The sequence below is a fragment of the Enterobacter sp. Li2LvB3 genome, assembly GCF_056156645.1.
Window position 1 is genome coordinate 19,153 of the sequence record NZ_JBSICG010000010.1, and the last position, 25,870, is coordinate 45,022.

The 25,870-nt window shown below is 51.8% G+C and carries 28 protein-coding genes and 2 tRNA genes; 21 read left to right on the forward strand and 9 right to left on the reverse strand.

Annotated features, from left to right (window positions below; all coding sequences use genetic code 11):
- Positions 1-12 precede the first annotated feature (12 nt).
- On the reverse strand, positions 13-999 hold the full coding sequence (gene kdsD, locus ACS603_RS09980) for an arabinose-5-phosphate isomerase KdsD (RefSeq protein ID WP_182062670.1): 987 nt from the start codon (positions 997-999) through the stop codon (positions 13-15).
- A 13-nt stretch (positions 1,000-1,012) separates the two neighbouring features.
- Complete coding sequence (locus ACS603_RS09985; protein WP_474944173.1) at positions 1,013-1,990, reverse strand: calcium/sodium antiporter; 978 nt, start codon at positions 1,988-1,990, stop codon at positions 1,013-1,015.
- Positions 1,991-2,217: 227 nt separating this feature from the next.
- Here ACS603_RS09985 and mlaF point away from each other — a divergent pair, with 227 nt between their 5' ends.
- The 7 genes from mlaF to murA all read left to right on the forward strand — a co-directional run bounded on the left by mlaF (position 2,218) and on the right by murA (position 7,015).
- Positions 2,218-3,030: a phospholipid ABC transporter ATP-binding protein MlaF gene (gene mlaF, locus ACS603_RS09990; protein WP_182062667.1), complete on the forward strand. Its 813-nt coding sequence runs from the start codon at positions 2,218-2,220 to the stop codon at positions 3,028-3,030.
- 7 nt (positions 3,031-3,037) lie between these two features.
- A complete protein-coding gene (gene mlaE / locus ACS603_RS09995; RefSeq protein WP_014071945.1) occupies positions 3,038-3,820 on the forward strand; it encodes a lipid asymmetry maintenance ABC transporter permease subunit MlaE in 783 nt (260 codons plus the stop codon).
- A gap of 4 nt (positions 3,821-3,824) precedes the next feature.
- Entirely contained in the window at positions 3,825-4,391 is a 567-nt protein-coding gene (gene mlaD / locus ACS603_RS10000; protein WP_182062665.1) for an outer membrane lipid asymmetry maintenance protein MlaD, read from the forward strand.
- Positions 4,392-4,394: 3 nt separating this feature from the next.
- Positions 4,395-5,030, forward strand: coding sequence for a phospholipid-binding protein MlaC (gene mlaC / locus ACS603_RS10005; RefSeq protein ID WP_182062663.1), 636 nt, complete (start codon positions 4,395-4,397; stop codon positions 5,028-5,030).
- Positions 5,030-5,323, forward strand: coding sequence for a lipid asymmetry maintenance protein MlaB (mlaB, locus tag ACS603_RS10010; RefSeq protein ID WP_474944174.1), 294 nt, complete (start codon positions 5,030-5,032; stop codon positions 5,321-5,323). Before mlaC ends, mlaB begins: the two co-directional genes overlap by 1 nt.
- Positions 5,324-5,449: 126 nt before the next feature.
- Positions 5,450-5,704 (forward strand): BolA family iron metabolism protein IbaG, encoded by a 255-nt coding sequence (gene ibaG / locus ACS603_RS10015; RefSeq protein ID WP_014071941.1) that lies wholly within the window; start codon positions 5,450-5,452, stop codon positions 5,702-5,704.
- Positions 5,705-5,755: 51 nt separating this feature from the next.
- Positions 5,756-7,015, forward strand: a complete 1,260-nt coding sequence (gene murA / locus ACS603_RS10020; RefSeq protein ID WP_182062659.1) for a UDP-N-acetylglucosamine 1-carboxyvinyltransferase — start codon at positions 5,756-5,758, stop codon at positions 7,013-7,015.
- A gap of 63 nt (positions 7,016-7,078) precedes the next feature.
- Here the strand turns inward: murA and sfsB are convergent, their stop codons facing one another.
- Positions 7,079-7,366, reverse strand: coding sequence for a DNA-binding transcriptional regulator SfsB (sfsB, locus tag ACS603_RS10025; RefSeq protein ID WP_182062657.1), 288 nt, complete (start codon positions 7,364-7,366; stop codon positions 7,079-7,081).
- Positions 7,367-7,595: 229 nt separating this feature from the next.
- Positions 7,596-8,567 (reverse strand): octaprenyl diphosphate synthase, encoded by a 972-nt coding sequence (gene ispB, locus ACS603_RS10030; RefSeq protein ID WP_182062655.1) that lies wholly within the window; start codon positions 8,565-8,567, stop codon positions 7,596-7,598.
- 257 nt (positions 8,568-8,824) lie between these two features.
- On the opposite strand from ispB, the gene rplU reads away from it, so the two are divergent.
- The 4 genes from rplU to cgtA all read left to right on the forward strand — a co-directional run bounded on the left by rplU (position 8,825) and on the right by cgtA (position 11,669).
- Positions 8,825-9,136, forward strand: a complete 312-nt coding sequence (rplU, locus tag ACS603_RS10035) for a 50S ribosomal protein L21 (protein ID WP_003025032.1) — start codon at positions 8,825-8,827, stop codon at positions 9,134-9,136.
- Positions 9,137-9,155: 19 nt separating this feature from the next.
- Entirely contained in the window at positions 9,156-9,413 is a 258-nt protein-coding gene (rpmA, locus tag ACS603_RS10040) for a 50S ribosomal protein L27 (RefSeq protein ID WP_004385076.1), read from the forward strand.
- Between the two features lie 96 nt (positions 9,414-9,509).
- Complete coding sequence (locus ACS603_RS10045; RefSeq protein WP_182062653.1) at positions 9,510-10,478, forward strand: DMT family transporter; 969 nt, start codon at positions 9,510-9,512, stop codon at positions 10,476-10,478.
- Between the two features lie 15 nt (positions 10,479-10,493).
- On the forward strand, positions 10,494-11,669 hold the full coding sequence (gene cgtA / locus ACS603_RS10050) for an Obg family GTPase CgtA (protein WP_182062651.1): 1,176 nt from the start codon (positions 10,494-10,496) through the stop codon (positions 11,667-11,669).
- Positions 11,670-11,704: 35 nt separating this feature from the next.
- Here cgtA and pmrB read toward each other — a convergent pair whose 3' ends face one another.
- From pmrB to dacB, 3 genes are read right to left on the reverse strand one after another with little or no spacing between them, the layout of a single operon-like run.
- Positions 11,705-12,748 (reverse strand): two-component system sensor histidine kinase PmrB, encoded by a 1,044-nt coding sequence (pmrB, locus tag ACS603_RS10055; protein WP_315686944.1) that lies wholly within the window; start codon positions 12,746-12,748, stop codon positions 11,705-11,707.
- Entirely contained in the window at positions 12,745-13,407 is a 663-nt protein-coding gene (pmrA, locus tag ACS603_RS10060) for a two-component system response regulator PmrA (RefSeq protein WP_182062642.1), read from the reverse strand. The genes pmrB and pmrA overlap by 4 nt, the downstream gene beginning before the upstream one ends.
- A gap of 2 nt (positions 13,408-13,409) precedes the next feature.
- On the reverse strand, positions 13,410-14,843 hold the full coding sequence (gene dacB / locus ACS603_RS10065) for a serine-type D-Ala-D-Ala carboxypeptidase (RefSeq protein WP_182062641.1): 1,434 nt from the start codon (positions 14,841-14,843) through the stop codon (positions 13,410-13,412).
- Between the two features lie 247 nt (positions 14,844-15,090).
- Here dacB and greA point away from each other — a divergent pair, with 247 nt between their 5' ends.
- Entirely contained in the window at positions 15,091-15,567 is a 477-nt protein-coding gene (greA, locus tag ACS603_RS10070; protein WP_014071932.1) for a transcription elongation factor GreA, read from the forward strand.
- Between the two features lie 151 nt (positions 15,568-15,718).
- Here greA and yhbY read toward each other — a convergent pair whose 3' ends face one another.
- On the reverse strand, positions 15,719-16,012 hold the full coding sequence (gene yhbY / locus ACS603_RS10075; protein ID WP_003861814.1) for a ribosome assembly RNA-binding protein YhbY: 294 nt from the start codon (positions 16,010-16,012) through the stop codon (positions 15,719-15,721).
- 127 nt (positions 16,013-16,139) lie between these two features.
- Here yhbY and rlmE point away from each other — a divergent pair, with 127 nt between their 5' ends.
- The 6 genes from rlmE (at position 16,140) to ACS603_RS10105 (ending at position 21,739) form a co-directional block, all read left to right on the forward strand.
- A complete protein-coding gene (gene rlmE, locus ACS603_RS10080; RefSeq protein WP_182062639.1) occupies positions 16,140-16,766 on the forward strand; it encodes a 23S rRNA (uridine(2552)-2'-O)-methyltransferase RlmE in 627 nt (208 codons plus the stop codon).
- A 102-nt stretch (positions 16,767-16,868) separates the two neighbouring features.
- A complete protein-coding gene (ftsH, locus tag ACS603_RS10085) occupies positions 16,869-18,803 on the forward strand; it encodes an ATP-dependent zinc metalloprotease FtsH (RefSeq protein WP_182062637.1) in 1,935 nt (644 codons plus the stop codon).
- 98 nt (positions 18,804-18,901) lie between these two features.
- Entirely contained in the window at positions 18,902-19,750 is an 849-nt protein-coding gene (gene folP / locus ACS603_RS10090; protein ID WP_474944175.1) for a dihydropteroate synthase, read from the forward strand.
- On the forward strand, positions 19,743-21,080 hold the full coding sequence (gene glmM, locus ACS603_RS10095; protein WP_315686937.1) for a phosphoglucosamine mutase: 1,338 nt from the start codon (positions 19,743-19,745) through the stop codon (positions 21,078-21,080). Before folP ends, glmM begins: the two co-directional genes overlap by 8 nt.
- Positions 21,081-21,303: 223 nt before the next feature.
- Positions 21,304-21,639, forward strand: a complete 336-nt coding sequence (secG, locus tag ACS603_RS10100; protein ID WP_014071905.1) for a preprotein translocase subunit SecG — start codon at positions 21,304-21,306, stop codon at positions 21,637-21,639.
- 13 nt (positions 21,640-21,652) lie between these two features.
- Positions 21,653-21,739: transfer RNA gene (locus tag ACS603_RS10105), tRNA-Leu, on the forward strand.
- Positions 21,740-21,911: 172 nt separating this feature from the next.
- Here ACS603_RS10105 and argG read toward each other — a convergent pair.
- Entirely contained in the window at positions 21,912-23,258 is a 1,347-nt protein-coding gene (gene argG / locus ACS603_RS10110) for an argininosuccinate synthase (RefSeq protein WP_014071904.1), read from the reverse strand.
- A 343-nt stretch (positions 23,259-23,601) separates the two neighbouring features.
- Here argG and ACS603_RS10115 point away from each other — a divergent pair.
- The 3 genes from ACS603_RS10115 (at position 23,602) to nusA (ending at position 25,869) form a co-directional block, all read left to right on the forward strand.
- Positions 23,602-23,678: transfer RNA gene (locus ACS603_RS10115), tRNA-Met, on the forward strand.
- 207 nt (positions 23,679-23,885) lie between these two features.
- Complete coding sequence (gene rimP, locus ACS603_RS10120; protein WP_014071903.1) at positions 23,886-24,338, forward strand: ribosome maturation factor RimP; 453 nt, start codon at positions 23,886-23,888, stop codon at positions 24,336-24,338.
- A 28-nt stretch (positions 24,339-24,366) separates the two neighbouring features.
- Positions 24,367-25,869, forward strand: a complete 1,503-nt coding sequence (gene nusA, locus ACS603_RS10125) for a transcription termination factor NusA (protein WP_182062631.1) — start codon at positions 24,367-24,369, stop codon at positions 25,867-25,869.
- Position 25,870 lies beyond the last annotated feature (1 nt).

Genomic DNA, 25,870 nt, shown 5'->3' on the forward strand with positions numbered 1-25,870 from the left:
TCTTATCCTTCATTACACTACGCCTGCGCGTAGAAGATCATGCATATGTACCACACCCAGCAGTTGGTCGCCATCGGCAACCATCACCGAGGTTATGTGGCGGGACTGCATCAGGTTCAGCACATCCACCGCCAGGGTGCCAGGACGAACGCGGATCCCTCCTGGTGTCATGACATCGGCGATACCTAACGTGCGGACATCCACGCCCATATCGAACACGCGGCGTAAGTCACCGTCAGTGAAAATCCCCTGAATCTTCATGAGATCGTCGCAAACAACCGTCATGCCGAGATTTTTGCGGGTAATTTCCAGTAACGCATCACGCAGTGAAGCGGCTTTACTTACATGCGGGATCTCATCGCCCGTGTGCATAATGTCGTTTACCCGGAGCAGCAACTTGCGCCCCAGCGCGCCGCCTGGATGAGAGAGCGCGAAATCTTCTGGCGTAAAACCACGAGCTTCGAGTAATGCCACCGCAAGCGCATCTCCCATGACCAGTGCGGCAGTGGTGCTGGACGTCGGGGCAAGACCCAATGGGCACGCTTCTTTTGGCACTTTGACGCACAGGTGAATATCTGCAGCGCGGGCCATGCTGCTTTCCGGGCGGCTGGTCATGCAAATCAGCGGCACGTGCAGCCTTTTCAACACTGGAATAAGCGCCAGGATCTCGTTCGATTCACCGGAATTCGACAGTGCAATGACCACATCCTGCGGCGTGACCATGCCCAGGTCGCCGTGTGCTGCTTCCCCAGGGTGAACAAAGAATGAAGAAGTCCCGGTACTGGCAAAAGTTGCGGCCATTTTGCGCCCAATATGACCAGACTTGCCCATTCCCATGACCACGACTTTGCCGGCACAGTAGAACATCTTCTCACATGCCAGACTAAAATCCTGATTAATGTACTGATCTAACTGCGCCAGACCTTCACGTTCAATCTCCAGAACGTCTTTGCCTGCTTTCTGAAAGTCAAAATCCGGCTGCAATTCTATTTGCGACATAATGCGTTTCCGTTTACCCAGAGAGAAGAGGCGAAAGCCAGTACAGCATCGCCATCCATACGATAAATCCACCTGTCAGTAGCGCGCCTGCGCCTTTACCAATCTGACGTTTCCGCCGCCAGCAGAGCAGGGCAAAAATAACACTGACCAGCAACATCACACCGTAATCGCGCGAAAATGCCAGCGGATTAAACGGCCCTGGCGATATCAATGCCGGTAAGCCGGTCACGATCGCGATATTGAAAATGTTAGAGCCGATAATATTGCCAATCGCGATATCATCCTCACCTTTACGCGCGCCGGCAATGGCGGTTGCCAGTTCCGGCAGGCTGGTACCGATAGCAATCACGGTCAGGCCGATGGTTAATTCGCTCATGGCGAAGGCGTTTGCCAGTACGGTGGCATTATCCACCACCATGCGGGTGGCCATTGGCATAATAATGAGCGCCACGCCAAGCCAAAGCAGCGCGACCGGTAACGTTCCTTCCCGCGGCAGCTCTGCTACCTGCTCACGAGTGAGGCTATCATTACCCTGTTTTTCGGCCTGGCGGGCGATTTTAACGATAAACAGCAGCCAAATTACCGCCAGCGCCAGTAAGAAAATGCCATCGCTATAGCTCAGCACCCCATCATAGAGCACATAGCCCGCCAACAGGCTTACGATTAACATTAGCGGCAATTCACGGCGCAGAACATCAGAATGCACGCGAAATGGGTGCAGCAATGCAGCCAGACCAAGAATCAGCAGGATATTGACGATGTTAGAACCTATGGCCGTGCCGATAGCGAGATTGATCTGGCCATGCAGCGATGCCGAGACGGACACGATAATTTCAGGAAGAGAAGTCCCGACGCTGACGACCGTCATCCCGATGATAATAGGCGGCACGCCAATTAGTCGGCACAATATTGATGCAGCGAATACCAAACGGTCAGCACTGTAGACCACCAAAAGTAAACCAATTATTAACAGTGCTGTTGCTAAAAGCATCAAAAGTCCTTTCTTCAGGTATACTCGCCGGTCCACTGCGCGTGAATTTTGGTGCTGCATACAGTCTAAGACGTAACGAATTCCTAATTTTGACTTTATGCGCCGGAAAAGTAAAACAAATGCCAGCTTTCGCTAACCTCAACGGCTATTATTCTGTAAAAATGTTGAGTTTAGGGCTGATTTAAGCGTCATGCTTAATGTGAATCAGGGTAAGAAAGGAAACATAAATGAGCCCCAATTTGGCGAATTTAGTCGATGTCCGTGGTGTCAGCTTTTCTCGCGGCAACCGATTGATATTTGATGATATTTCACTGACTGTACCCCGTGGCAAGATCACCGCCATTATGGGGCCGTCGGGAATCGGTAAAACGACCCTGTTGCGTCTTATCGGTGGGCAAATCCCGCCGGATAGTGGCGAGATCCTCTTTGACGGAGAGAACGTCCCGGAGATGTCGCGTTCGCGCTTGTATACTGTCCGCAAGCGCATGAGTATGCTCTTTCAGTCAGGGGCATTATTCACCGATATGAATGTCTTTGATAACGTGGCCTACCCACTGCGCGAGCACACCAATCTGCCGTATGAATTACTGAAAAGTACGGTCATGATGAAACTCGAAGCCGTTGGCCTTCGCGGGGCTGCCAAATTGATGCCATCAGAGCTTTCTGGTGGTATGGCGCGCCGTGCCGCACTGGCGCGTGCCATTGCGTTAGAACCCGATTTAATCATGTTCGACGAACCTTTTGTCGGGCAGGACCCTATCACCATGGGCGTTCTGGTGAAGTTAATCTCTGAACTGAACAGTGCGCTTGGCGTCACCTGTATCGTGGTTTCTCACGATGTACCGGAAGTGCTGAGTATTGCTGATTACGCCTATATTGTGGCAGACAAAAGGATCGTCGCGCACGGTGGTGCTCAGGCACTACAGGATAATTGCGATCCGCGAGTACGGCAGTTCCTGGACGGTATCGCAGACGGCCCGGTGCCGTTCCGTTATCCATCGGGCGACTATCGTGACGATTTATTGGGAATAGGGAGTTAAGCCACTCATGCTGTTAAATGCGTTGGCCGCTCTGGGACACCGTGGCGTAAAAACCATCAGGACGTTCGGGCGTGCCGGATTGATGTTATTCAATGCGCTGGTTGGCAAACCGGAATTCCGTAAGCACGCGCCTTTGCTGGTGCGACAGCTCTACAATGTCGGCGTTTTGTCGATGGTCATTATTATCGTTTCTGGCCTGTTTATTGGCATGGTACTGGGGTTGCAGGGCTATCTTGTGCTCACAACCTACAGCGCAGAGACCAGCCTTGGGATGCTGGTGGCACTCTCGCTGCTGCGCGAACTGGGCCCGGTTGTTGCCGCGCTCCTGTTTGCCGGGCGTGCCGGGTCAGCGTTAACCGCTGAAATTGGCCTGATGCGTGCCACCGAGCAGTTATCCAGTATGGAGATGATGGCGGTCGATCCTCTGCGCCGTGTGATTTCCCCGCGTTTTTGGGCGGGCGTGATTTCACTGCCGCTGCTCACTATCCTGTTCGTTGCGGTCGGGATCTGGGGGGGCTCGCTGGTTGGCGTACACTGGAAAGGCATTGATGCCGGGTTCTTCTGGTCTGCCATGCAGGATGCTATCGACCTGCGGATGGACCTGGTTAACTGTCTGATTAAGAGCGTGGTATTTGCTATTACGGTCACCTGGATTGCGTTGTTCAACGGTTACGATGCCATCCCGACGTCGGCGGGCATTAGCCGTGCAACTACACGTACTGTCGTACATTCGTCGCTGGCCGTACTGGGTCTGGATTTTGTGCTCACCGCACTGATGTTTGGGAATTGAGTTCATGCAAACGAGAAAAAATGAAATTTGGGTCGGCGTGTTTCTGTTGCTGGCACTGTTGGCTGCGCTGTTCATCTGTCTGAGAGCTGCGGATATCACGTCTATTCGCACCGAACCGACATATCGCCTCTATGCAACGTTCGACAACATCGGCGGCCTGAAAGCGCGCTCACCGGTGCGTATTGGCGGCGTGGTTATTGGTCGCGTGGCGGACATCACGCTGGACGAGAAAACCTATCTGCCGCGTGTCGCGATGGATATCGAAGAGCGTTACAACCATCTTCCGGACACCAGTTCGCTGTCGATTCGTACCTCCGGCCTGTTGGGTGAACAATATCTGGCACTTAACGTTGGCTTTGAAGATCCTGAACTGGGAACGACTATCCTTAAAGACGGTAGCGTCATTCAGGATACGAAATCAGCCATGGTGCTGGAAGATATGATTGGTCAGTTCCTTTACAGCAGTAAAGGCGGTGACGACAAGAAAACTGACGGTGCGCCAGCACAAAGTGAAGGCCATACTGACGCCGCGCCAGCCCCAGACGCGACGAATTCATCTCAGGAGAAGTAATTCATGTTTAAACGACTGTTCATGGTTGCCATGCTGGTGATTGCCCCTCTGACCGCAGCACATGCTGCCGATTTGAGTAACCCGTACAAACAGATGGATGAGGCCGCGAAAAAGACCTTCGATCGCCTTAAAAACGAACAACCTAAAATTCGTGCTAACCCGGATTATCTGCGTGAAGTGGTTGATCAGGAACTGCTGCCTTATGTGCAGATTAAATACGCGGGTGCTCTTGTGCTGGGTCGTTACTACAAAGATGCGACGCCTGCACAGCGTGATGCTTACTTTGCTGCGTTCCGTGAATACCTGAAACAGGCTTACGGTCAGGCGCTGGCAATGTATCACGGTCAAACCTATCAAATTGCGCCTGAACAGCCTCTGGGCGATGCGACTATTGTGCCAATTCGTGTGACCATTCTTGACCCTAACGGTCGTCCGCCTGTTCGCCTGGACTTCCAGTGGCGTAAAAACTCCCAGACAGGTAACTGGCAGGCGTACGACATGATTGCAGAAGGGGTGAGCATGATTACCACCAAGCAAAATGAATGGAGCGACCTGCTGCGTACCAAAGGCATTGATGGCCTGACCGCGCAGTTGCAGTCCATCTCGCGTCAGAAAATTTCCCTGGACGAGAAAAAGTAATGCAACAGCAACTGAGCTGGTCGCGCGAAGGTGAGACGTTGTTGTTGTCTGGCGAGCTTGATCAGGATTTGCTGAACCCGTTATGGGATGCTCGCAACGATGCCATGAAAGGCGTTACGCTGATTGATTTGACCGGTGTTTCACGCGTGGATACGGCAGGAATCGCCCTGTTAGTGCATCTTGTTGCGGAAGGCAAAAAGCAGGGGCTCACGGTTACACTGGCGGGTGCCAGCGATAATGTGATGACTCTTGCGCAGCTCTACAATTTGCCGGAAGACGTACTACCTCGTTAATATTTTCAAAGCGTTAATTCTGAAAGCCCCGACTGTTTCATCGTTGGGGCTTTTTGCTTGTTTAAGACAACGCTACTTTGCTCTAAGATGTTGGGCTTGTTTTCACTATCTGATGATGTAGAACCCATGGAAAATAATGAAATCCAGGCAGTGCTGATGAATGCACTCTCCCTTCAGGAAGCCCACGTCTCTGGCGATGGCAGTCACTTCCAGGTTATTGCTGTGGGTGAGATCTTCGACGGAATGAGCCGCGTGAAGAAACAGCAGGCTGTGTACGCGCCGCTGATGGAATACATTGCGGATAACCGCATCCACGCCCTGTCGATTAAAGCGTTCACCCCGCAAGAGTGGGCTCGCGATCGCAAACTAAACGGTTTTTGAGCTGAGGGCTATAGGCCCGCAGCACGGTTGAATTTATAAGAGAGCAAAATCATGGATAAATTTCGTGTGCAGGGGCCTACGCGCCTCCAGGGCGAAGTCACAATTTCTGGCGCGAAAAACGCTGCACTGCCAATCCTTTTTGCGGCGCTGCTCGCAGAAGAGCCGGTAGAGATCCAGAACGTACCGAAGCTGAAAGATATCGACACGACCATGAAGCTGCTCGGCCAGCTGGGCACTAAAGTTGAGCGCAACGGTTCCGTCTGGCTCGATGCCAGCAACGTGAATAACTTTTCTGCACCATACGACCTGGTCAAAACCATGCGTGCTTCCATCTGGGCGCTAGGCCCGCTGGTGGCGCGTTTTGGTCAGGGTCAGGTTTCTCTGCCGGGTGGTTGTGCGATCGGCGCGCGTCCGGTTGACCTGCACATCTTTGGTCTGGAAAAACTGGGCGCTGAGATCAAGCTGGAAGAAGGTTACGTTAAAGCCTCTGTAAACGGTCGCCTGAAGGGCGCGCACATTGTCATGGACAAAGTGAGTGTGGGCGCAACGGTGACCATTATGTCTGCGGCTACGCTTGCAGAAGGCACCACTATCATCGAAAACGCCGCGCGTGAGCCGGAAATCGTTGATACCGCAAACTTCCTCGTTGCACTGGGTGCGAAAATCACGGGGCAGGGTACTGACCGCATCACCATCGAAGGCGTTGAGCGTCTGGGCGGCGGTGTTTACCGCGTGCTGCCAGACCGTATCGAAACCGGTACTTTCCTGGTCGCAGCAGCCATTTCTGGCGGCAAAATTATTTGCCGTAACGCTCAGCCTGATACGCTGGACGCTGTGCTGGCGAAACTGCGTGAAGCAGGTGCCGATATCGAAGTGGGTGAAGACTGGATTAGCCTGGACATGCATGGTAAGCGCCCTAAAGCCGTTACCGTTCGCACCTCGCCACATCCGGCATTCCCGACCGATATGCAGGCGCAGTTCACGCTGCTGAACCTGGTTGCTGAAGGGACGGGTGTTATCACCGAAACTATCTTCGAAAACCGCTTTATGCACGTACCGGAACTTATCCGTATGGGCGCACATGCAGAAATCGAAAGTAACACCGTGATTTGCCATGGCGTTGAGAAACTGTCTGGTGCACAGGTGATGGCAACCGATCTTCGCGCGTCTGCGAGTCTGGTTCTGGCGGGTTGTATTGCTGAAGGCACAACGGTGGTGGATCGTATTTATCACATCGATCGCGGCTATGAGTGTATTGAAGACAAACTGCGCGCGCTGGGTGCCAATATCGAGCGTGTGAAGGGCGAGTAATCGTTCCGGCAGCCCCCTGCCAGAGATGACCGGGGGGTTGCTGTTCCTGTCAAAACCTGAGGGTCAGTTTTGATCCTCTTGCTTACTCTTTTTCTGGCGCATCATGCGTGTTCTGTCGATAAATTCGTGAGTGATGGGATCGTGGTAACGCGATGGCCAGATTATCCACGGGTCGGTTTCCAGTGCAATTGCGATAATTAATTCGCCCTTTGGCCATGGGCGAGTGAGTGCATTTGCTAGCGTAGAGGAACTCAGTCCGCTGCGACGCGATTCTGCTGCCAGCGATGTCCCTTTTTTGCGGAGTGCCGCAATAATATCGGCCGAGTGCCAGTCGATAAATTTCATATCCATAGTGCTGTCCTTGTGTGCGTATACGTCCGAGCCAGTTCTCTTGAAATGACAGCGTTACTATACCTTCTTCGAACAGCCGTTCTAAAAAGTTCGCATTACTGGAAGCAATATTCAGAATAAGACATAGCTTTATTCATGCGGCCTGTAAGCTGATGTTTTAACGTGAATATGAAATTTACAGGCGCTTATTGGAAGCTCCCCGTGAAGCACACGGGGAGAAGATGGCGTGTTAACGATCACGCTGAACGGCGATGTGGGCAAGGCCGATCAGAGCATCCCGCCATGGGCTGTCTGGGATGACCTGGAGCGCTTCAATGGCTTTATCTGCCTCTTCCTCTGCACGCTGGCGCGTCCAGTCAAGGGAACCACAGATAGCCATTGTTTCCAGTACAGGTTCCAGAAGATGTCGACCATTTCCCTGCTCGATCGCTTCACGGATCATTTGTGCCTGCTCCGGGGTACCATTGCGCATGGCATGGAGCAGCGGTAGGGTCGGTTTGCCTTCGTTCAGGTCATCACCGACATTTTTACCGAGCGTTTCGCCATCCGCACTGTAATCCAGTAAATCGTCAATCAGCTGGAATGCGGTGCCAAGATAGCGACCATAGTCCTGTAATCCGCGCTCCTGAGCCTCTGAGCATCCCGCCAGGATACCAGAGCACTGCGCTGCAGCTTCAAACAGACGTGCCGTTTTGCTGTAAATTACGCGCATGTAGTTTTCTTCGGTGATGTCAGGGTCGTTGACGTTCATCAGTTGCAGCACTTCACCTTCGGCAATGACGTTCACGGCTTCAGACATCACTTCCAGTACTTTCAGCGAGCCCAGACGGGTCATCATCTGGAAGGCGCGGGTATAAATAAAATCCCCCACCAGAACGCTGGCAGCGTTGCCAAATGCGGCGTTTGCCGTGGCTTTACCACGACGCATGTCTGATTCATCCACTACGTCGTCATGAAGAAGAGTCGCAGTGTGGATAAATTCGATCAGTGCCGCGATGGAGACGTGCGCATTTCCCTGATAGCCAACAGCTCTCGCCGCCAGAATAGCTATCATCGGGCGAATACGTTTGCCGCCGCCACTGACGATGTAATAGCCCAACTGATTGATCAGCTGAACGTCAGAGTTGAGTTGCTCCAGGATTGCTGCATTTACACCCGCCATATCTTGCGCGGTTAACTCGTTGATTTTTTCTAAATTCATCGCAAAAGCCGGGCTTTTTATCCTGTTTATCCCACATCAAATGGGTTAACGAAGGGTTTCGGTTTATCAAAAGTATTGCTGATTGTACTGAAAAAACGGCTCAGATAAACGTTACCGTACGTGTTGTGTTTTTTTTCTTCATGTATTGATGGTAGCACTTGTCAAAGGCTCGCGTTTTGCGTAATATTCGCGCCCTATTGTGAATATTTATAGCGCACTCTGATTCATACGAGGACGTGCGCGGAAGCGGAGTTTATATGTACGCGGTTTTCCAAAGTGGTGGTAAACAACACCGAGTAAGCGAAGGTCAGACCGTTCGCCTGGAAAAGCTGGACATCGCAACTGGCGAATCTGTTGAGTTCGCTGAAGTTCTGATGATCGCAAACGGTGAAGAAGTCAAAATCGGCGTTCCTTTCGTTGATGGCGGCGTTATCAAAGCTGAAGTTGTTGCACACGGTCGTGGCGAGAAAGTTAAAATCGTTAAGTTTCGTCGTCGTAAGCACTACCGTAAGCAGCAGGGCCACCGTCAGTGGTTCACTGATGTGAAAATTACTGGCATCAGCGCCTAAGACCTGAGGAGAGATTTAAATGGCACATAAAAAGGCTGGCGGCTCCACACGTAACGGTCGCGATTCAGAAGCTAAACGCCTGGGCGTTAAGCGTTTCGGTGGCGAATCCGTTCTGGCGGGTAGCATCATTGTTCGTCAACGTGGTACCAAATTCCACGCTGGCAACAACGTAGGTTGCGGTCGTGACCACACTCTGTTTGCTAAAGCAGACGGTAAAGTGAAATTTGAAGTTAAAGGCCCGAACAACCGTAAATATATCAGCATCGTTGCTGAGTAAGGTTTTCTCGGTCCGGTAACGGATTAAAGCCCCGCACCCTGTTGCGGGGCTTTTTACATTGGAAACCCGGTAATTTTTTCTGTAGGGAAAACGGGCATGAAGCAGCAGGCCGGCATTGGTATTCTTTTGGCGCTCACTACCGCGATGTGCTGGGGTGCATTGCCAATTGCAATGAAGCAGGTACTGGAAGTGATGGAACCGCCTACGGTGGTGTTTTATCGCTTTCTGATGGCAAGCATTGGCCTCGGAGCCATCCTTGCTGTCAAAGGTAAGCTTCCGCCATTGCGACTCTTCCGCAAACCGCGTTGGCTGGTGTTGTTGGCTATCGCAACGGGCGGTCTGTTTGGCAACTTCATTCTGTTCAGTTCTTCCCTGCAATATCTTAGCCCCACGGCATCGCAGGTGATTGGCCAACTTTCACCGGTAGGCATGATGGTTGCCAGCGTCTTCATCCTGAAAGAGAAGATGCGTGGTACACAGGTCATTGGGGCAAGTATGCTGCTCTGCGGTCTGGTGATGTTCTTCAACACCAGCCTGATTGAGATTTTTACCAGACTGACGGATTACACCTGGGGTGTGATTTTCGGTGTGGGTGCAGCAACGGTCTGGGTGAGTTATGGCGTCGCGCAAAAGGTGTTATTGCGTCGTCTTGCCTCACAGCAGATCCTCCTTTTGCTGTACACTTTATGTACACTAGCATTAGTGCCGTTAGCTAAACCGGGTGTGATCACCCAGCTTAGTGACTGGCAACTGGCGTGCCTCATTTTTTGTGGCTTGAATACGCTGGTCGGTTATGGCGCGCTGGCCGAAGCAATGGCGCGCTGGCAGGCAGCGCAGGTGAGCGCGTTAATCACGCTGACTCCGCTGTTTACGCTGTTATTTTCAGATTTGTTATCAATGGCCTGGCCCGATGTCTTCGTCAGACCGATGCTCAACATGTTGGGTTATCTCGGTGCGTTTGTCGTGGTTGCGGGCGCGATGTATTCCGCCATTGGTCATCGTCTTTGGGGACGTTGGCGCAAAAATGAAGCGGTAGTAGTAGAAGTCCCCCGCTCAGGCGAATGATTTACGGAGAGTAAAATGAAGTTTGTTGATGAAGCAACGATCCTGGTCGTAGCAGGTGATGGCGGCAATGGTTGTGTAAGCTTCCGCCGTGAAAAATATATTCCACGTGGCGGCCCTGACGGCGGCGACGGTGGTGATGGTGGTGACGTGTGGTTAGAGGCGGATGAGAACCTCAACACGCTGATCGACTACCGTTTCGAAAAATCTTTCCGCGCAGAGCGTGGCCAGAATGGCCAGAGCCGTGACTGTACCGGTAAACGTGGTAAAGACGTCAACATCAAGGTTCCGGTCGGTACGCGTGTTATCGATCAGGGCACAGGTGAAACCATGGGCGATATGACCAAACACGGTCAGCGCCTGCTGGTTGCTAAAGGTGGTTGGCACGGTCTGGGTAACAGCCGTTTTAAATCATCCGTTAACCGTGCTCCACGTCAGAAAACCATGGGTACACCGGGTGATACGCGTGAGCTGCAGCTGGAACTGATGCTGCTGGCAGACGTGGGGATGCTGGGGATGCCAAACGCCGGTAAATCGACCTTTATCCGCGCGGTATCTGCAGCCAAGCCAAAAGTGGCGGATTATCCGTTTACCACGCTGGTACCAAGCCTGGGCGTTGTCCGTATGGACCACGAGAAGAGCTTTGTCGTCGCTGATATTCCAGGTTTGATCGAGGGTGCAGCAGAAGGCGCAGGACTGGGTATTCGCTTCCTGAAACACCTTGAGCGCTGCCGTGTACTGCTGCACATTATTGATATTAACCCTATCGATGAATCCGATCCGGTTGAAAACGCCCGTATCATTATTGGCGAACTGGAAAAATACAGCGAAAAACTCGCAGGTAAACCGCGCTGGCTGGTCTTCAACAAGATCGACCTGATGGATAAAGCAGAAGCCGAAGCAAAAGCCAAAGCGATTGCCGAAGCGATGGGTTGGGAAGAGAAATACTACCTGATCTCTGCTGCGAGCCAGGTTGGCGTGAAAGATCTCTGCTGGGATGTGATGACCTTTATCATCGAGAACCCAATTGTTCAGGCGGAAGAAGCGAAGCAGCCTGAAAAAGTTGAGTTCATGTGGGATGACTACCATCGTCAACAGCTCGAAGAGCTGGAAGCGGAAGACGATGATGAAGACTGGGACGATGACTGGGATGAAGACGACGAAGAAGGTGTCGAGTTCATCTACAAGCACTAATCTCTGTATAAGCCCCCTGCACAGGGGGCTTTTTTTTAGCTCAGCATTGAAGGTAACCAGCAGCTGGCGATTAAGCCACCTTCCGGGCCGTTCTCAAGCGTCAGCCTGCCGTGGTGGAGCTGGACAATACGCTGGACGATACTCAGCCCCAGACCGCTTCCTCCGTAACGCTGATCAAGGCGCCGGAAAGGTTCGGTGATCGATTGCCGGTGTGCCTCATCAATACCAGGCCCCTGATCGATAACACTTACCTGAGTACCATCGTCTTGCTGTGTGATTCTGACAGTAATCGTCGTTCCTGTTGGGCTGTAGCGTGCAGCATTCTCCAGCAGGTTCCTGAGCATCAGACGCAACAGAACGGCATCGCCCTGTACGGTCAGGGGACTTTTCTCCGGCCAAATCACCTTATGTTCTTTGGCTTCATGCTCAAGCCCGAGTGGCGCGATAATATTCTCCGTCCAGACCAGAGTATCGTAGTGTCCACTGGCCAACGCCTGCCCGGCTCGGGCCAGCATCAGCAATTGCTCTACCGTGTGCATCAGCTGATCGATGCGGCTAATTAAAGTCTTCGCCTGTGCAGAGCCCGCCTGTGCCATCAGCTCCAGGTGCAGCCTTATCCCTGCAAGCGGTGTACGCAACTCATGGGCCGCGTCTGCGGTGAACAGCCGCTCCTGCTGGATGGTATGATCCAGACGGGCGAGCAGTTGATTGAGTGATGTGGTGACCGCGCCAATCTCTTCCATATCGGAATACATCGGCAGGGGGGTGAGATTATCCGCCGAGCGATTGGCAAGGCTATCTCGCAGTTGATTAAGCGGCCGTGTTATCCAGGTCACTGCCCAGAAAGAGAAAAGCAGGGTAAAGCTGACCATGACCAGAGACGGCACCAGCAGCGAGGCAATGGCTTCACGGATCTCTTTTTCAACATGGTTGTTTCGCGCTTTCGCAGACAACGTCTCACTGACCAGAAAGCTGATCTGTTCACGGCTTTCATGCCACAGCCAGACAACGCTTATCAGCTGGAAAAACAACAGAATAACCGCCAGCAGAACCATCAGTCGCCGACGCATACTGTTCATTTCTGGCTCTCCAGGCGATAACCCACGCCGCGAACGGTTTTAATCCTGTCTTTGCCAAGCTTACGGCGCAAATTATGGATATGCACTTCAAGTGTGTTTGAACCAGGGTCATCCTGCCAGGAGTAGATGTCTTGCTGGAGCGTTTCCCGGTGTACTGTCTGGCCGCTTCGCATAATAAGGCGCGTCAGCAGCGCAAACTCTTTAGGGGTGACTTCAACGGGCTGTAAATTACGCAGCACCTGCTGTGTTTGTAGATTCAGCGTGATATCGCCATCCGTCAGCAGGTTATCGCTATGGCCCTGATAGCGGCGGATAAGCGCCCGCGCACGCGCCTGAAGCTCAGCGAGAGCAAAAGGTTTAACCAGATAATCATCTGCGCCAGAGTCGAGACCGTTGATCCGGTCTTCGAGTGAATCACGTGCGGTGAGGATCAGGACCGGGTTTGAAATACCGCGACGGCGCCACTGACTTAGCAACGTTGCGCCGTCTTTATCGGGTAAACCTAAATCGAGGATCACCAGGCTATATTCACCGCTTTGGATCAAGGAATCTGCTTCAGCAGCGGTCGCTGCACAGTCCAGCGCATAGCCTTCGTTAGCCAGCGCCAGTGACAGTCCTTCCTGCAATAACAGATCGTCTTCAACAATAAGTAATTTCATCACTAATTATTCTGATAGATGTCTTTGTAAAGCCGGCTCTCAAACCGAACCAGCGGAATACGGCGATTGCGCTGATCGGTCGGTTCAACAGCATAGCCTGAGAGGTACTGCACGAATGCCATGCGTTGCCCGCTGGCGGTGGTGATAAAACCGGCAAGGTTGTATACCCCTTGCAATGAACCTGTTTTGGCTGAGACTTTGCCGTCTACGCCAGCAGCGTGAAGCCCGGCGCGGTACTGAAGTGAACCATCATGCCCGGCGAGGGGCAGCATCGAAATAAAGTTTAGCTCAGAGTCATGTTGTGCAATGTACTGAAGTACTTGCATCATGGTTGCAGGGGAGATCAAGTTATGACGTGATAACCCGGAACCATCAACGGCGATGGTATTACCAAGATCAACTCCGGCTTGCTGACGTAAAATCTGACGAACCGCATCGGAACCCGCGCGCCAGGTGCCGGGAACGCCGAAACGAGCATGACCAATCATTCTGAAGACGGTATCGGCAATCATGTTGTCTGATTTTTTCAGCATGATTTTCAGCAGGTCGTGAAGCGGTGCAGACTGCTTGCTGGCGATCACCGTGCCGGGTTGATTGACTTGTGTCTGGCGCAGCAGCGTTCCGGTGTAGGTAATCCCGGCCTGCTTAAGCTCGTCTTTAATAATGGCTCCGGCATAACTTGCGCCATCCTGAATAGCGAAAGCCAGCGGAAGAGGGTCTGCGCGTTGCGTCAGGCAGCCGGTAAGCGTGAAGCGGTTAAGATCGCCTGGTACAACGTCGAGCTCGCAATACTGTGCATCTGGCGAGCCTTTTGCCAGTGTGCGAACCTGGCTAAACATTGTCACCGGGTAATATGACGCCACACGGATAAACGCTAAATCATCTGGTTTTGGGGCGCTATAGAGCGACACTGAGAAGCAGTTACGATCAACAATGGCTGCAGCTGGTGGGGCGCTAAAACACTGAGTCATGTCGTTCCAGGGCCAGCCAGGTGCTTTATCATGGCTGGCAAAAATGGAGGTGTCTATGAGGACATTGCCTTCAATCTTCTGGACACCAGATTTTTTCAGTACCGCAACCATGTTGCGAATATCCTGGCGTTTTAACGTCGGATCGCCGCCAAATCGGGCGATCAAGTCACCTTTCAGCACGCCGCTATCGACATTACCTTTGCTTTCAAGCGTAGTGGTAAAGCGGAAGTCTGGGCCAAGCTGAAGCAGGGCGGCAAGTCCAGTGATAACCTTCTGGGTACTGGCTGGCAGTGCCATTTGCTGACTGTGATAGTCAATATCAGGCGTCTGAGCCCCGACCTTTTGCACGATCAGTGCAAGGTTGGCACCTGCGGGCAGCTGATTAATGTACTCATCAACATTCGCGGCCTGGACGGTGAACGTTAAACTGGTAGTCAATCCGATGATAAATCTGGAAAATCGCATAATCTCGCGCTAACAACCCGGAAACAAACCGCCATACTACGGCGCAACCCCCTGCAAAGTAAACGATGACCCATAGTGAACTTCGCGGTAAAATGCGTATCAAATTGAAAAATTGCTGCTGACCTGGGCTTTGCTTCCGGGTCGGTTTTCTTTTTGCTTCTGGCCCGCACATGGTTATGACTTACGTGGGCACAGGGGTGGGGCGGGTCATGTCGCTCCCAACAGGAATGTTTAAGAGGTATAACAAATGCAAGCTATTCCGATGACCTTACGTGGTGCCGAAAAACTGCGCGAAGAACTGGATTTCCTGAAATCCGTCCGTCGTCCTGAAATCATCGCCGCTATTGCGGATGCGCGTGAGCATGGCGACCTGAAAGAGAATGCCGAATACCACGCCGCGCGTGAGCAGCAGGGCTTCTGTGAAGGACGTATTAAAGATATCGAAGCGAAGCTGTCTAATGCGCAGGTTATCGATATCACTAAAATGCCGAACAATGGCCGCGTTATCTTTGGTGCTACCGTCAATGTACTGAACCTGGATACCGAAGAAGAACAGACTTATCGCATCGTGGGTGACGATGAGGCTGATTTTAAACAGAACCTGATCTCTGTGAATTCACCGATTGCGCGTGGCCTGATCGGTAAAGAGCAGGATGATGTTGTTAACATCCGTACGCCAGGTGGCGAAGTGGAATACGAAATTATCAAGGTCGAGTACCTGTAATTCGCATCTCCGCTAAGATGTTGATACATTGTAAAGAAAGGAAAAAGGCCGCATAGCGGCCTTTTATCAACTCAAGGAGCGTGGCATTTTGCTCACCTGCTGAAAGAAATCCCTCGTTTTACACAGAAAATGTGTTTGATTCAGGATATTCTTAGCGTGGCAGCGAGATTTTACGCTCTTTAGATGGGCGATAGAGCACCAGCGTTTTACCGATGACCTGTACATTACAGGCGCCGGTTTCGCGCACGATGGCTTCCACGATCAGGTTTTTAGTGTCTCGGTCTTCAGAGGCGATTTTCACCTTGATCAGCTCGTGGTGTTCCAGCGCTTGTTCAATCTCGGCAAGCACCCCTTCGGTCAAACCATTGTTGCCAAGCATGACTACAGGCTTGAGCGGATGTGCCAGACCTTTAAGGTGCTGTTTTTGTTTAGTACTCAGATTCATCGTATATTTTTGCTTACGTTGGGATTGAAAACGGTTCATTCTACCGCCATCTCCCTAATATCGCCAAATAGCTGCGTAGAAATTTACGTCGCAGGCAAGCAACGATGAACCAGGACGGAAATGTTAAATGACAGGTAAAAAGCGTTCTGCCAGTTCCAGCCGCTGGCTTCAGGAACACTTTAGCGATAAATATGTTCTTCAGGCGCAGAAAAAAGGGTTGCGTTCCCGCGCCTGGTTTAAACTTGATGAAATACAGCAAAGTGACAAACTTTTTAAGCCGGGAATGACTGTTGTCGACCTCGGTGCGGCACCTGGCGGATGGTCGCAGTATGCGGTAACGCAGATTGGCGGCGCGGGCCGAATCATCGCATGTGATCTTTTACCAATGGATCCCATCGTCGGTGTGGACTTCCTTCAGGGCGATTTTCGTGATGAATTAGTGCTGAAAGCGTTACTTGATCGTGTAGGTGATAGTAAGGTCCAGGTTGTCATGTCTGATATGGCGCCAAATATGTGCGGAACACCGGCGGTGGATATCCCCCGTGCCATGTATCTGGTGGAGCTAGCGTTAGAAATGTGTCGTGATGTTCTAGCGCCTGGTGGTAGTTTTGTTGTGAAGGTGTTTCAGGGCGAAGGTTTCGAGGAGTACCTTAAGGAAATTCGCTCCCTGTTTGCGAAGGTCAAAGTTCGTAAGCCGGACTCTTCCCGGGCTCGTTCCCGAGAAGTGTATATTGTAGCGACCGGGCGAAAATGATAACCGGTGGATTTCAAACGAAAGTTTGAATGAAACTGAATATTGAGTATCCTGACGCTGTTTTTAACACAGTTGTAATGTGAGGTTAATCCCTTGAGTGACATGGCGAAAAACCTAATACTCTGGCTGGTCATTGCCGTTGTGCTGATGTCAGTATTCCAGAGCTTTGGGCCCAGCGAGTCGAATGGCCGCAAGGTGGATTATTCTACCTTCCTGCAAGAGGTCAATCAGGACCAGGTTCGCGAAGCGCGTATCAACGGACGTGAGATCAACGTTACCAAGAAAGATAGTAACCGTTACACGACCTACATCCCGGTGAACGATCCTAAGCTGCTTGATAACCTCCTGACCAAAAACGTCAAGGTGGTAGGCGAGCCGCCAGAAGAACCAAGCCTGCTGGCTTCTATCTTCATCTCCTGGTTCCCGATGCTGCTTCTTATTGGCGTCTGGATCTTCTTTATGCGCCAGATGCAGGGCGGCGGTGGCAAAGGTGCCATGTCGTTCGGTAAGAGTAAGGCGCGTATGCTGACGGAAGACCAGATCAAAACCACTTTTGCTGATGTCGCAGGTTGTGACGAAGCGAAAGAAGAGGTGGGTGAACTGGTAGAATACCTGCGTGAGCCGAGCCGTTTCCAGAAACTGGGCGGTAAGATCCCGAAAGGCGTTCTGATGGTGGGGCCTCCGGGTACCGGTAAAACCCTGCTGGCAAAAGCCATTGCGGGTGAAGCAAAGGTGCCGTTCTTTACTATTTCAGGTTCTGACTTCGTTGAAATGTTTGTGGGTGTCGGTGCATCTCGTGTGCGTGACATGTTCGAGCAGGCCAAGAAGGCAGCACCGTGCATTATCTTCATCGATGAAATCGACGCCGTAGGCCGCCAGCGTGGCGCGGGTCTGGGTGGCGGTCACGATGAACGTGAACAGACGCTGAACCAGATGCTGGTTGAGATGGACGGCTTTGAAGGTAACGAAGGTATCATCGTTATCGCGGCAACTAACCGTCCAGACGTACTTGACCCAGCGCTGCTGCGTCCAGGCCGTTTCGACCGTCAGGTTGTGGTTGGTCTGCCGGATGTTCGTGGCCGTGAACAGATTCTGAAAGTTCACATGCGTCGCGTACCGTTGGCACCAGATATCGATGCGGCAATCATTGCGCGTGGTACTCCGGGCTTCTCCGGTGCGGATCTGGCGAACCTGGTCAACGAAGCTGCACTGTTTGCTGCTCGTGGTAACAAGCGCGTGGTGTCCATGGTGGAATTCGAAAAAGCGAAGGACAAAATCATGATGGGTGCGGAACGCCGCTCCATGGTGATGACGGAAGCGCAAAAAGAGTCCACGGCTTACCACGAAGCAGGTCACGCGATTATCGGTCGCCTGGTGCCGGAACACGACCCGGTACATAAAGTGACGATTATTCCTCGTGGTCGTGCTCTGGGGGTAACATTCTTCCTGCCGGAAGGTGATGCAATCAGCGCCAGCCGTCGGAAACTGGAAAGTCAGATTTCTACCCTGTACGGCGGTCGTCTGGCTGAAGAGATTATCTACGGTGTGGAGCATGTTTCTACCGGTGCGTCCAACGACATTAAAGTCGCGACTAACCTGGCGCGTAACATGGTGACTCAGTGGGGCTTCTCCGACAAACTCGGTCCACTGCTGTATGCAGAGGAAGAGGGTGAAGTGTTCCTGGGCCGTTCTGTTGCGAAAGCGAAACATATGTCCGATGAGACTGCACGTATCATCGATCAGGAAGTGAAAGCACTGATTGAACGTAACTACGGTCGCGCTCGTGAAATCCTGAACGACAATCTGGATATTCTGCATTCGATGAAAGATGCGCTCATGAAATATGAGACTATCGATGCTCCACAGATTGACGACCTGATGGCACGCCGCGAAGTGCGTCCTCCAGCAGGCTGGGAAGATCCAGGCGCTTCCAACAATTCTGACAATAATGGCACCCCACGTGCTCCGCGTCCGGTTGATGAACCGCATACGCAGAACCCGGGCAACACCATGTCAGAACAGTTGGGCGACAAGTAAGCCTCTGCTGTTGATGATATTGTCTGTACCTGAAACCCTGGAGCTTGCTCCGGGGTTTTTCTTTTTTGTTAACCCACTTTAATACCAGGGATTTCGCCATGAAACTTTTCGCCCAGGACTCGCATCTCGATCTTTCACATCCGCATGTGATGGGGATCCTGAATGTCACCCCTGACTCCTTCTCTGACGGTGGCACGCATAACACGCTTATCGAGGCTGTTAAGCACGCAAATTTGATGATTAACGCAGGTGCTACCATCATTGATGTCGGTGGGGAATCAACACGCCCTGGTGCGGCGGATGTTTCAGTGGAAGAAGAACTGGCGCGCGTAGTCCCTGTGGTCGAAGCCATTGCGCGGCGTTTTGAGGTTTGGATCTCTGTCGATACCTCCAAACCGGAAGTTATCCGCGAAGTGGCGAGAGTGGGTGCTCACATTATCAATGACATTCGTTCGCTCACTGAACCGGGTGCTCTGGACGCCGCCGCGGAAACCGGCTTACCGGTTTGCCTGATGCATATGCAAGGGCAACCGAAAACGATGCAGGAAGCACCTAAGTACGACGATGTATTTGCTGATGTGAATCGCTTTTTTATTGAACATATCGAACGGTGCGAACGTGCGGGTATCGCAAAAGAGAAATTGATACTCGACCCGGGCTTCGGTTTCGGTAAAAATCTCTCCCATAATTATGAGCTGCTCACGCGCTTATCAGCATTTCATCGGTACGGCCTGCCGCTGCTGGTGGGGATGTCGAGAAAGTCGATGATTGGGCAGTTACTGAATGTGGGGCCGAGCGAACGTCTGAGCGGCAGCCTGGCTTGCGCGGTCATTGCGGCGATGCAAGGCGCGCACATTATTCGTGTCCATGACGTCAAAGAGACAGTAGAAGCCATGCGTGTGGTTGAAGCCACACTGGCGGCGAAGGGAAATAAACGCTATGAGTAATCGTAAATATTTTGGTACCGATGGTATCCGTGGGCGCGTAGGCGATGCACCAATCACCCCTGACTTTGTCCTGAAACTGGGCTGGGCGGCAGGTAAAGTGCTGGCACGTCATGGTTCTCGTAAAATCATTATCGGTAAAGATACCCGTATTTCAGGCTACATGCTGGAATCTGCCCTGGAAGCCGGTCTGGCTGCTGCGGGGTTATCCGCTTCTTTCACGGGCCCAATGCCAACGCCTGCGGTTGCTTACCTGACACGCGCCTTCCGTGCTGAAGCTGGAATTGTTATTTCTGCGTCCCACAATCCATTTTATGACAACGGTATCAAATTCTTCTCGATCGACGGCACTAAGCTCCCGGACGAAGTCGAAGAAGCCATCGAAGCTGAAATGGAAAAAGAGATCACCTGTGTCGATTCTGCTGAGTTGGGTAAAGCCAGCCGCATCGTCGATGCTGCCGGTCGTTATATTGAGTTCTGCAAAGGCACATTCCCGAATGAACTGAGCCTGGGGCACCTTAAGATTGTGGTGGATTGTGCAAACGGCGCGACTTACCACATTGCTCCGAATGTTTTCCGCGAGTTGGGTGCGAAAGTGATCACTATTGGTTGTGAACCCGATGGTCTGAATATCAACGAAGAAGTCGGGGCAACGGATGTTCGTGCCTTGCAGGCCCGTGTTCTGGCAGAAAAAGCGGATCTTGGTATTGCACTGGACGGCGATGGCGACCGTGTCATTATGGTCGACCACGAAGGGAATAAGGTCGATGGCGATCAGATCCTTTATATCATTGCGCGTGAAGCGCTGCGTCAGGGCCAGCTGCGCGGTGGCGCAGTGGGCACGCTGATGAGCAATATGGGTCTTGAACTGGCACTGAAACAGCTGGGTATTCCGTTTGTCCGCGCCAAAGTTGGCGACCGCTATGTGCTGGAAAAACTCCAGGAGAAAGGCTGGCGTATTGGCGCTGAAAATTCAGGTCACGTTATCCTGCTCGACAAAACAACTACCGGTGACGGTATTGTTGCGGGGCTCCAGGTCGTTGCGGCAATGGTGCGCAACCATATGAGCCTGCATGACTTGTGCAGCGGTATGAAAATGTTCCCGCAACTGCTGGTTAACGTTCGTTTCACTGACGGACATGGCGATCCGCTGGAAAATGCAAATGTGAAAGCGGTGATGGCGGATGTTGAAGCGGCACTGGGTAACCGTGGTCGCGTATTACTTCGCAAATCAGGTACTGAACCTTTAATCCGCGTCATGGTGGAAGGTGAAGATGAAGCGCAGGTAACGGAGTTTGCTCACCGTATTGCTGATGCCGTGAAAGCTGCATAATTTTTCATGTTAAGTGTTTAAAAAGGCGGCGCTTGCCGCCTTTGTTTTGTGCAATTAATGGCGTTTTGCTGTTTTTTTCCGCAGTTGATACAATGCACTGAAAATGCCCTTGCGAAGGTCATCCGCATTGGTTAGTATTCACACCCGCTTCAGTGGGAAACAAAAATCCTGCTAATTGGTCGAAGCATTGGTATGCGGCAAATCCGCAAGGAACAGGTTGATTATGTACGAAGCTCTTTTAGTTATTTTCCTTATTGTAGCCATCGCTCTCGTAGCGCTGATCATGCTGCAACAAGGTAAAGGCGCTGATATGGGAGCCTCCTTCGGAGCAGGCGCTTCCGGTACGCTGTTTGGTTCAAGTGGTTCTGCGAACTTCATGACCCGTACAACTGCGATTCTGGCCACGCTGTTCTTCATCATCAGTCTGGCGCTGGGCAATATCAACAGCAACAAGACCAGTAAAGGAAGCGAGTGGGAAAACCTGAGTGCGCCAGCAAAAACTGAGCAGACTACTCAGCCAGCTGAACCGGCTAAGCCGACCAGCGATATCCCGCACTAAAAGCAGTATCTGTACCGAGGTGGTGGAATTGGTAGACACGCTACCTTGAGGTGGTAGTGCCCTAACGGGCTTGTGGGTTCGAGTCCCATCCTCGGTACCAATATTCCAGAAAAAAGACGTCGAAAGACGTCTTTTTTTTCGTCTGTAGTTTTGTCTTTTGTAGGGCGGGTAAGCGCAGCGCCACCCGCCATGTTGCCCTGCGCTTACCGGGCCTACGAAAATCCAAATAAAAAAGGCGCCCATCAGGCGCCTTTTTCCATTCTGATTAGCGATTACTTCTTATCGCTATGTTCCAGATTCTCAACCTGCGGCAGGCCATTACCGGAGTTTGCGGAAAGCAGGCCATTTTCAATGTAATTGAACAGCTTCTCGCGGGTATCTGTAATGTCCAGATTACGCATGGTCAACTGGCCAATACGGTCATCAGGAGAGAACACAGACTCGCCTTTTTCCATAGTCAGACGTTCAGCTTTGTAAGTCAGGTTGTCAGACACGGTGTTCAGAATTGAGTAGTCGTTACCGCGACGCAGTTCCAGCGTAACTTCACCAGTGATTGCGCTTGCCACCCAACGTTGCAGAGAATCACGCAGCATCAGCGCCTGTGGATCGAACCAGCGACCCTGATACAGCAGTTTACCCAACTGACGGCCATGAGAGTGATACTGCTCGATGGTGTCTTCGTTGTGAATACCGGTCAGCAGTCGTTCGTAAGCGATATGCAGCAGCGCCATCCCCGGGGCTTCGTAGATGCCACGGCTTTTCGCTTCAATGATACGGTTTTCAATCTGATCGCTCATACCCAGCCCATGACGGCCGCCAATGCGGTTAGCTTCCAGCATCAGTTCCACATCATCAGCAAAAGTCTGGCCGTTCAGGGCTACCGGGTGGCCGCGCTCAAAGCGAACGGTCACTTCTTCAGCCTGGATTTTTACATTCTCATCCCAGAACTTCACGCCCATGATTGGGTTAACAATTTTTACGCTGGAGTTCAGGAATTCCAGGTCTTTTGCTTCGTGTGTTGCGCCCAGCATGTTGGAGTCGGTGGAGTAGGCTTTCTCGACAGACATTTTGTAGTCAAAACCGCAGGCGATCATAAACTCGGACATTTCATGACGACCGCCCAGTTCATCGATAAAGTCAGTATCCAGCCACGGCTTATAAATTTGCAGTTCGGCGTTCGTCAGCAGGCCATAACGATAGAAACGTTCAATATCGTTACCTTTATAGGTGCTGCCATCGCCCCAGATATTCACACCATCTTCTTTCATCGCAGCAACCAGCATGGTGCCGGTAACAGCACGACCCAGTGGGGTGGTGTTGAAATAGGTCAGGCCGCCAGTGGTGTTATGGAATGCGCCGCACTGAATAGCTGCAATACCTTCAGCTACCAGCTGCTTGCGGCAGTCAATCAGACGTGCGTTCTCTGCGCCATACTCCATGGCACGACGAGGGATCGCATCATAATCTTCCTCATCTGGCTGACCGAGGTTCGCAGTATATGCATAAGGAACCGCTCCCTTTTGGCGCATCCACAGCAGTGCAGCGCTGGTATCCAGACCGCCGGAGAAGGCGATGCCTATACGTTGTCCTACCGGAAGATGCTTGAGAATCGTCGTCATAAAATAAAACCCTGCTTGATTGACTGATTAGAGACCGCTTTCGCTCTCACTGCATGATTATGCAAAATAAGTGAGTTTTCATTTAATCATCTTTTGCCGGTGACCGGAAGAGATTCATGTGCTTTTTGTAAAAATTTCCCTCGCTGCAAGCCAGTTGTTGCAAGGATGCCTGAACAGAATAGTGCGCAATGGCGTATTCAGCAAAACGCATAGGCTGCAGGGTTGACAGGCAGGGTTAACTATCAATATACTGAACGCCGATTTTACGTCCCGTCTTCGGTACCAAATCCCAGCATTATTTGCATTTTCTACCCAAAAGGCGTAGAATTTGCCACGTTTCAGGCGCGGGGTGGAGCAGCCTGGTAGCTCGTCGGGCTCATAACCCGAAGGTCGTCGGTTCAAATCCGGCCCCCGCAACCACTTTCCCATAAAGTTCTTTTTCAAATATACTGTGAAGACTTAGAGCCTTCGTAGCTGGATTTGAAAAAATTCTTTCAGAAAGTGCTCCAGGCCGCAGTTGCGGCTATAGGGTTCAGTTATCTAAAGCCCCGATTTATCGGGGTTTTTTGTTATCTGACTACAGAATAACTGGGCTTTATGCCCTTTTTTTATGTCTTGGGGGTGGGCTTGTCCACATTAGAGCAAAAATTAACAGAGATGATTACTGCACCGGTCGAAGCACTGGGCTACGAACTGGTCGGCATCGAATTCGTTCGCGGCCGTACATCGACGCTGCGCATCTATATTGATAGTGAAGATGGCATCAATGTTGATGATTGTGCTGATGTTAGCCACCAGGTGAGCGCGGTAATGGATGTCGAAGATCCGATCACCGTTGCCTATAACCTGGAAGTTTCCTCACCTGGCCTCGATCGCCCGATGTTCACGGCCGAGCACTATGTGCGCTTTACCGGTGAAGAAGTGGCTCTCGTTCTGCGTATGGCCGTACAGAACCGCCGCAAATGGCAGGGTATTATCAAAGCCGTTGATGGTGAAATGATCACGGTGACAGTCGAAGGCAAAGATGAAGTGTTCGCGCTGAGTAATATCCAGAAGGCGAACCTGGTTCCCCACTTTTAACAGTCTGGATTGAGGTGAAAAGCCCGCGATGAACAAAGAAATTTTGGCTGTTGTTGAAGCCGTTTCCAACGAGAAATCACTGCCGCGTGAGAAAATTTTCGAAGCGCTGGAAAGTGCACTGGCTACAGCAACCAAGAAAAAATACGAACAAGAGATCGATGTTCGCGTAGAAATCGATCGTAAAAGCGGTGACTTCGATACATTCCGTCGTTGGGTGATTGTTGAAGAAGTGACTCAGCCAACCAAAGAAATCACGCTGGAAGCAGCGCGTTTCGAAGACGAAAGTCTGAACGTTGGCGAGTACGTTGAAGATCAGATCGAATCTGTGACCTTTGACCGTATCACCACTCAGACGGCGAAACAGGTTATCGTACAGAAAGTACGTGAAGCTGAGCGCGCAATGGTTGTCGATCAGTTCCGCGACCAGGAAGGCGAAATCGTTACTGGCGTGGTGAAGAAAGTTAACCGCGACAACATCTCTCTGGAAGTCAAATCCGAAGGGCTGGCGGGTAACGCTGAAGCCGTTATCCTGCGCGAAGACATGCTGCCGCGTGAAAACTTCCGTCCTGGCGACCGTATCCGTGGTGTTCTGTATGCCGTTCGCCCTGAAGCACGTGGTGCGCAGCTGTTCGTGACCCGTTCTAAACCAGAAATGCTGGTTGAACTGTTCCGTATCGAAGTGCCGGAAATCGGCGAAGAAGTTATCGAAATTAAAGCCGCTGCCCGTGATCCTGGTTCTCGCGCGAAAATCGCTGTGAAAACCAACGACAAGCGTATCGATCCAGTGGGTGCATGTGTAGGTATGCGCGGTGCGCGTGTTCAGGCTGTTTCTACTGAACTGGGCGGCGAGCGTATCGATATCGTCCTGTGGGACGACAACCCAGCGCAGTTCGTTATCAACGCAATGGCGCCGGCTGATGTCGCATCTATTGTGGTTGACGAAGACAAGCACACCATGGATATCGCCGTTGAAGCGGGTAACCTGGCGCAGGCTATCGGCCGTAATGGCCAGAACGTTCGTCTGGCTTCACAGCTGAGCGGTTGGGAACTCAACGTGATGACCGTTGATGACCTGCAGGCTAAGCATCAGGCTGAAGCCCATGCAGCGATTGATACCTTCACTAAATACCTGGATATTGACGAAGATTTCGCCACCGTCCTGGTTGAAGAAGGCTTCTCCTCGCTGGAAGAACTGGCCTATGTGCCAATGAAAGAGCTGCTGGAAATTGACGGTCTGGATGAGCCAACCGTTGAAGCCCTGCGTGAACGCGCTAAAAACGCACTGACCACCCTGGCACTGGCTCAGGAAGAAAGCCTTGGCGATAATAAGCCGGCTGATGACCTGCTGAATCTGGAAGGTCTTGATCGTGCGATTGCGTTCAAGCTGGCTGCCCGTGGTGTTTGTACGCTGGAAGATCTCGCTGAGCAAGGCGTTGATGACCTGGCTGATATCGAAGGTTTAACCGACGAGAAAGCCGGCGAACTCATCATGGCCGCACGTAATATTTGCTGGTTCGGCGACGAAGCGTAAT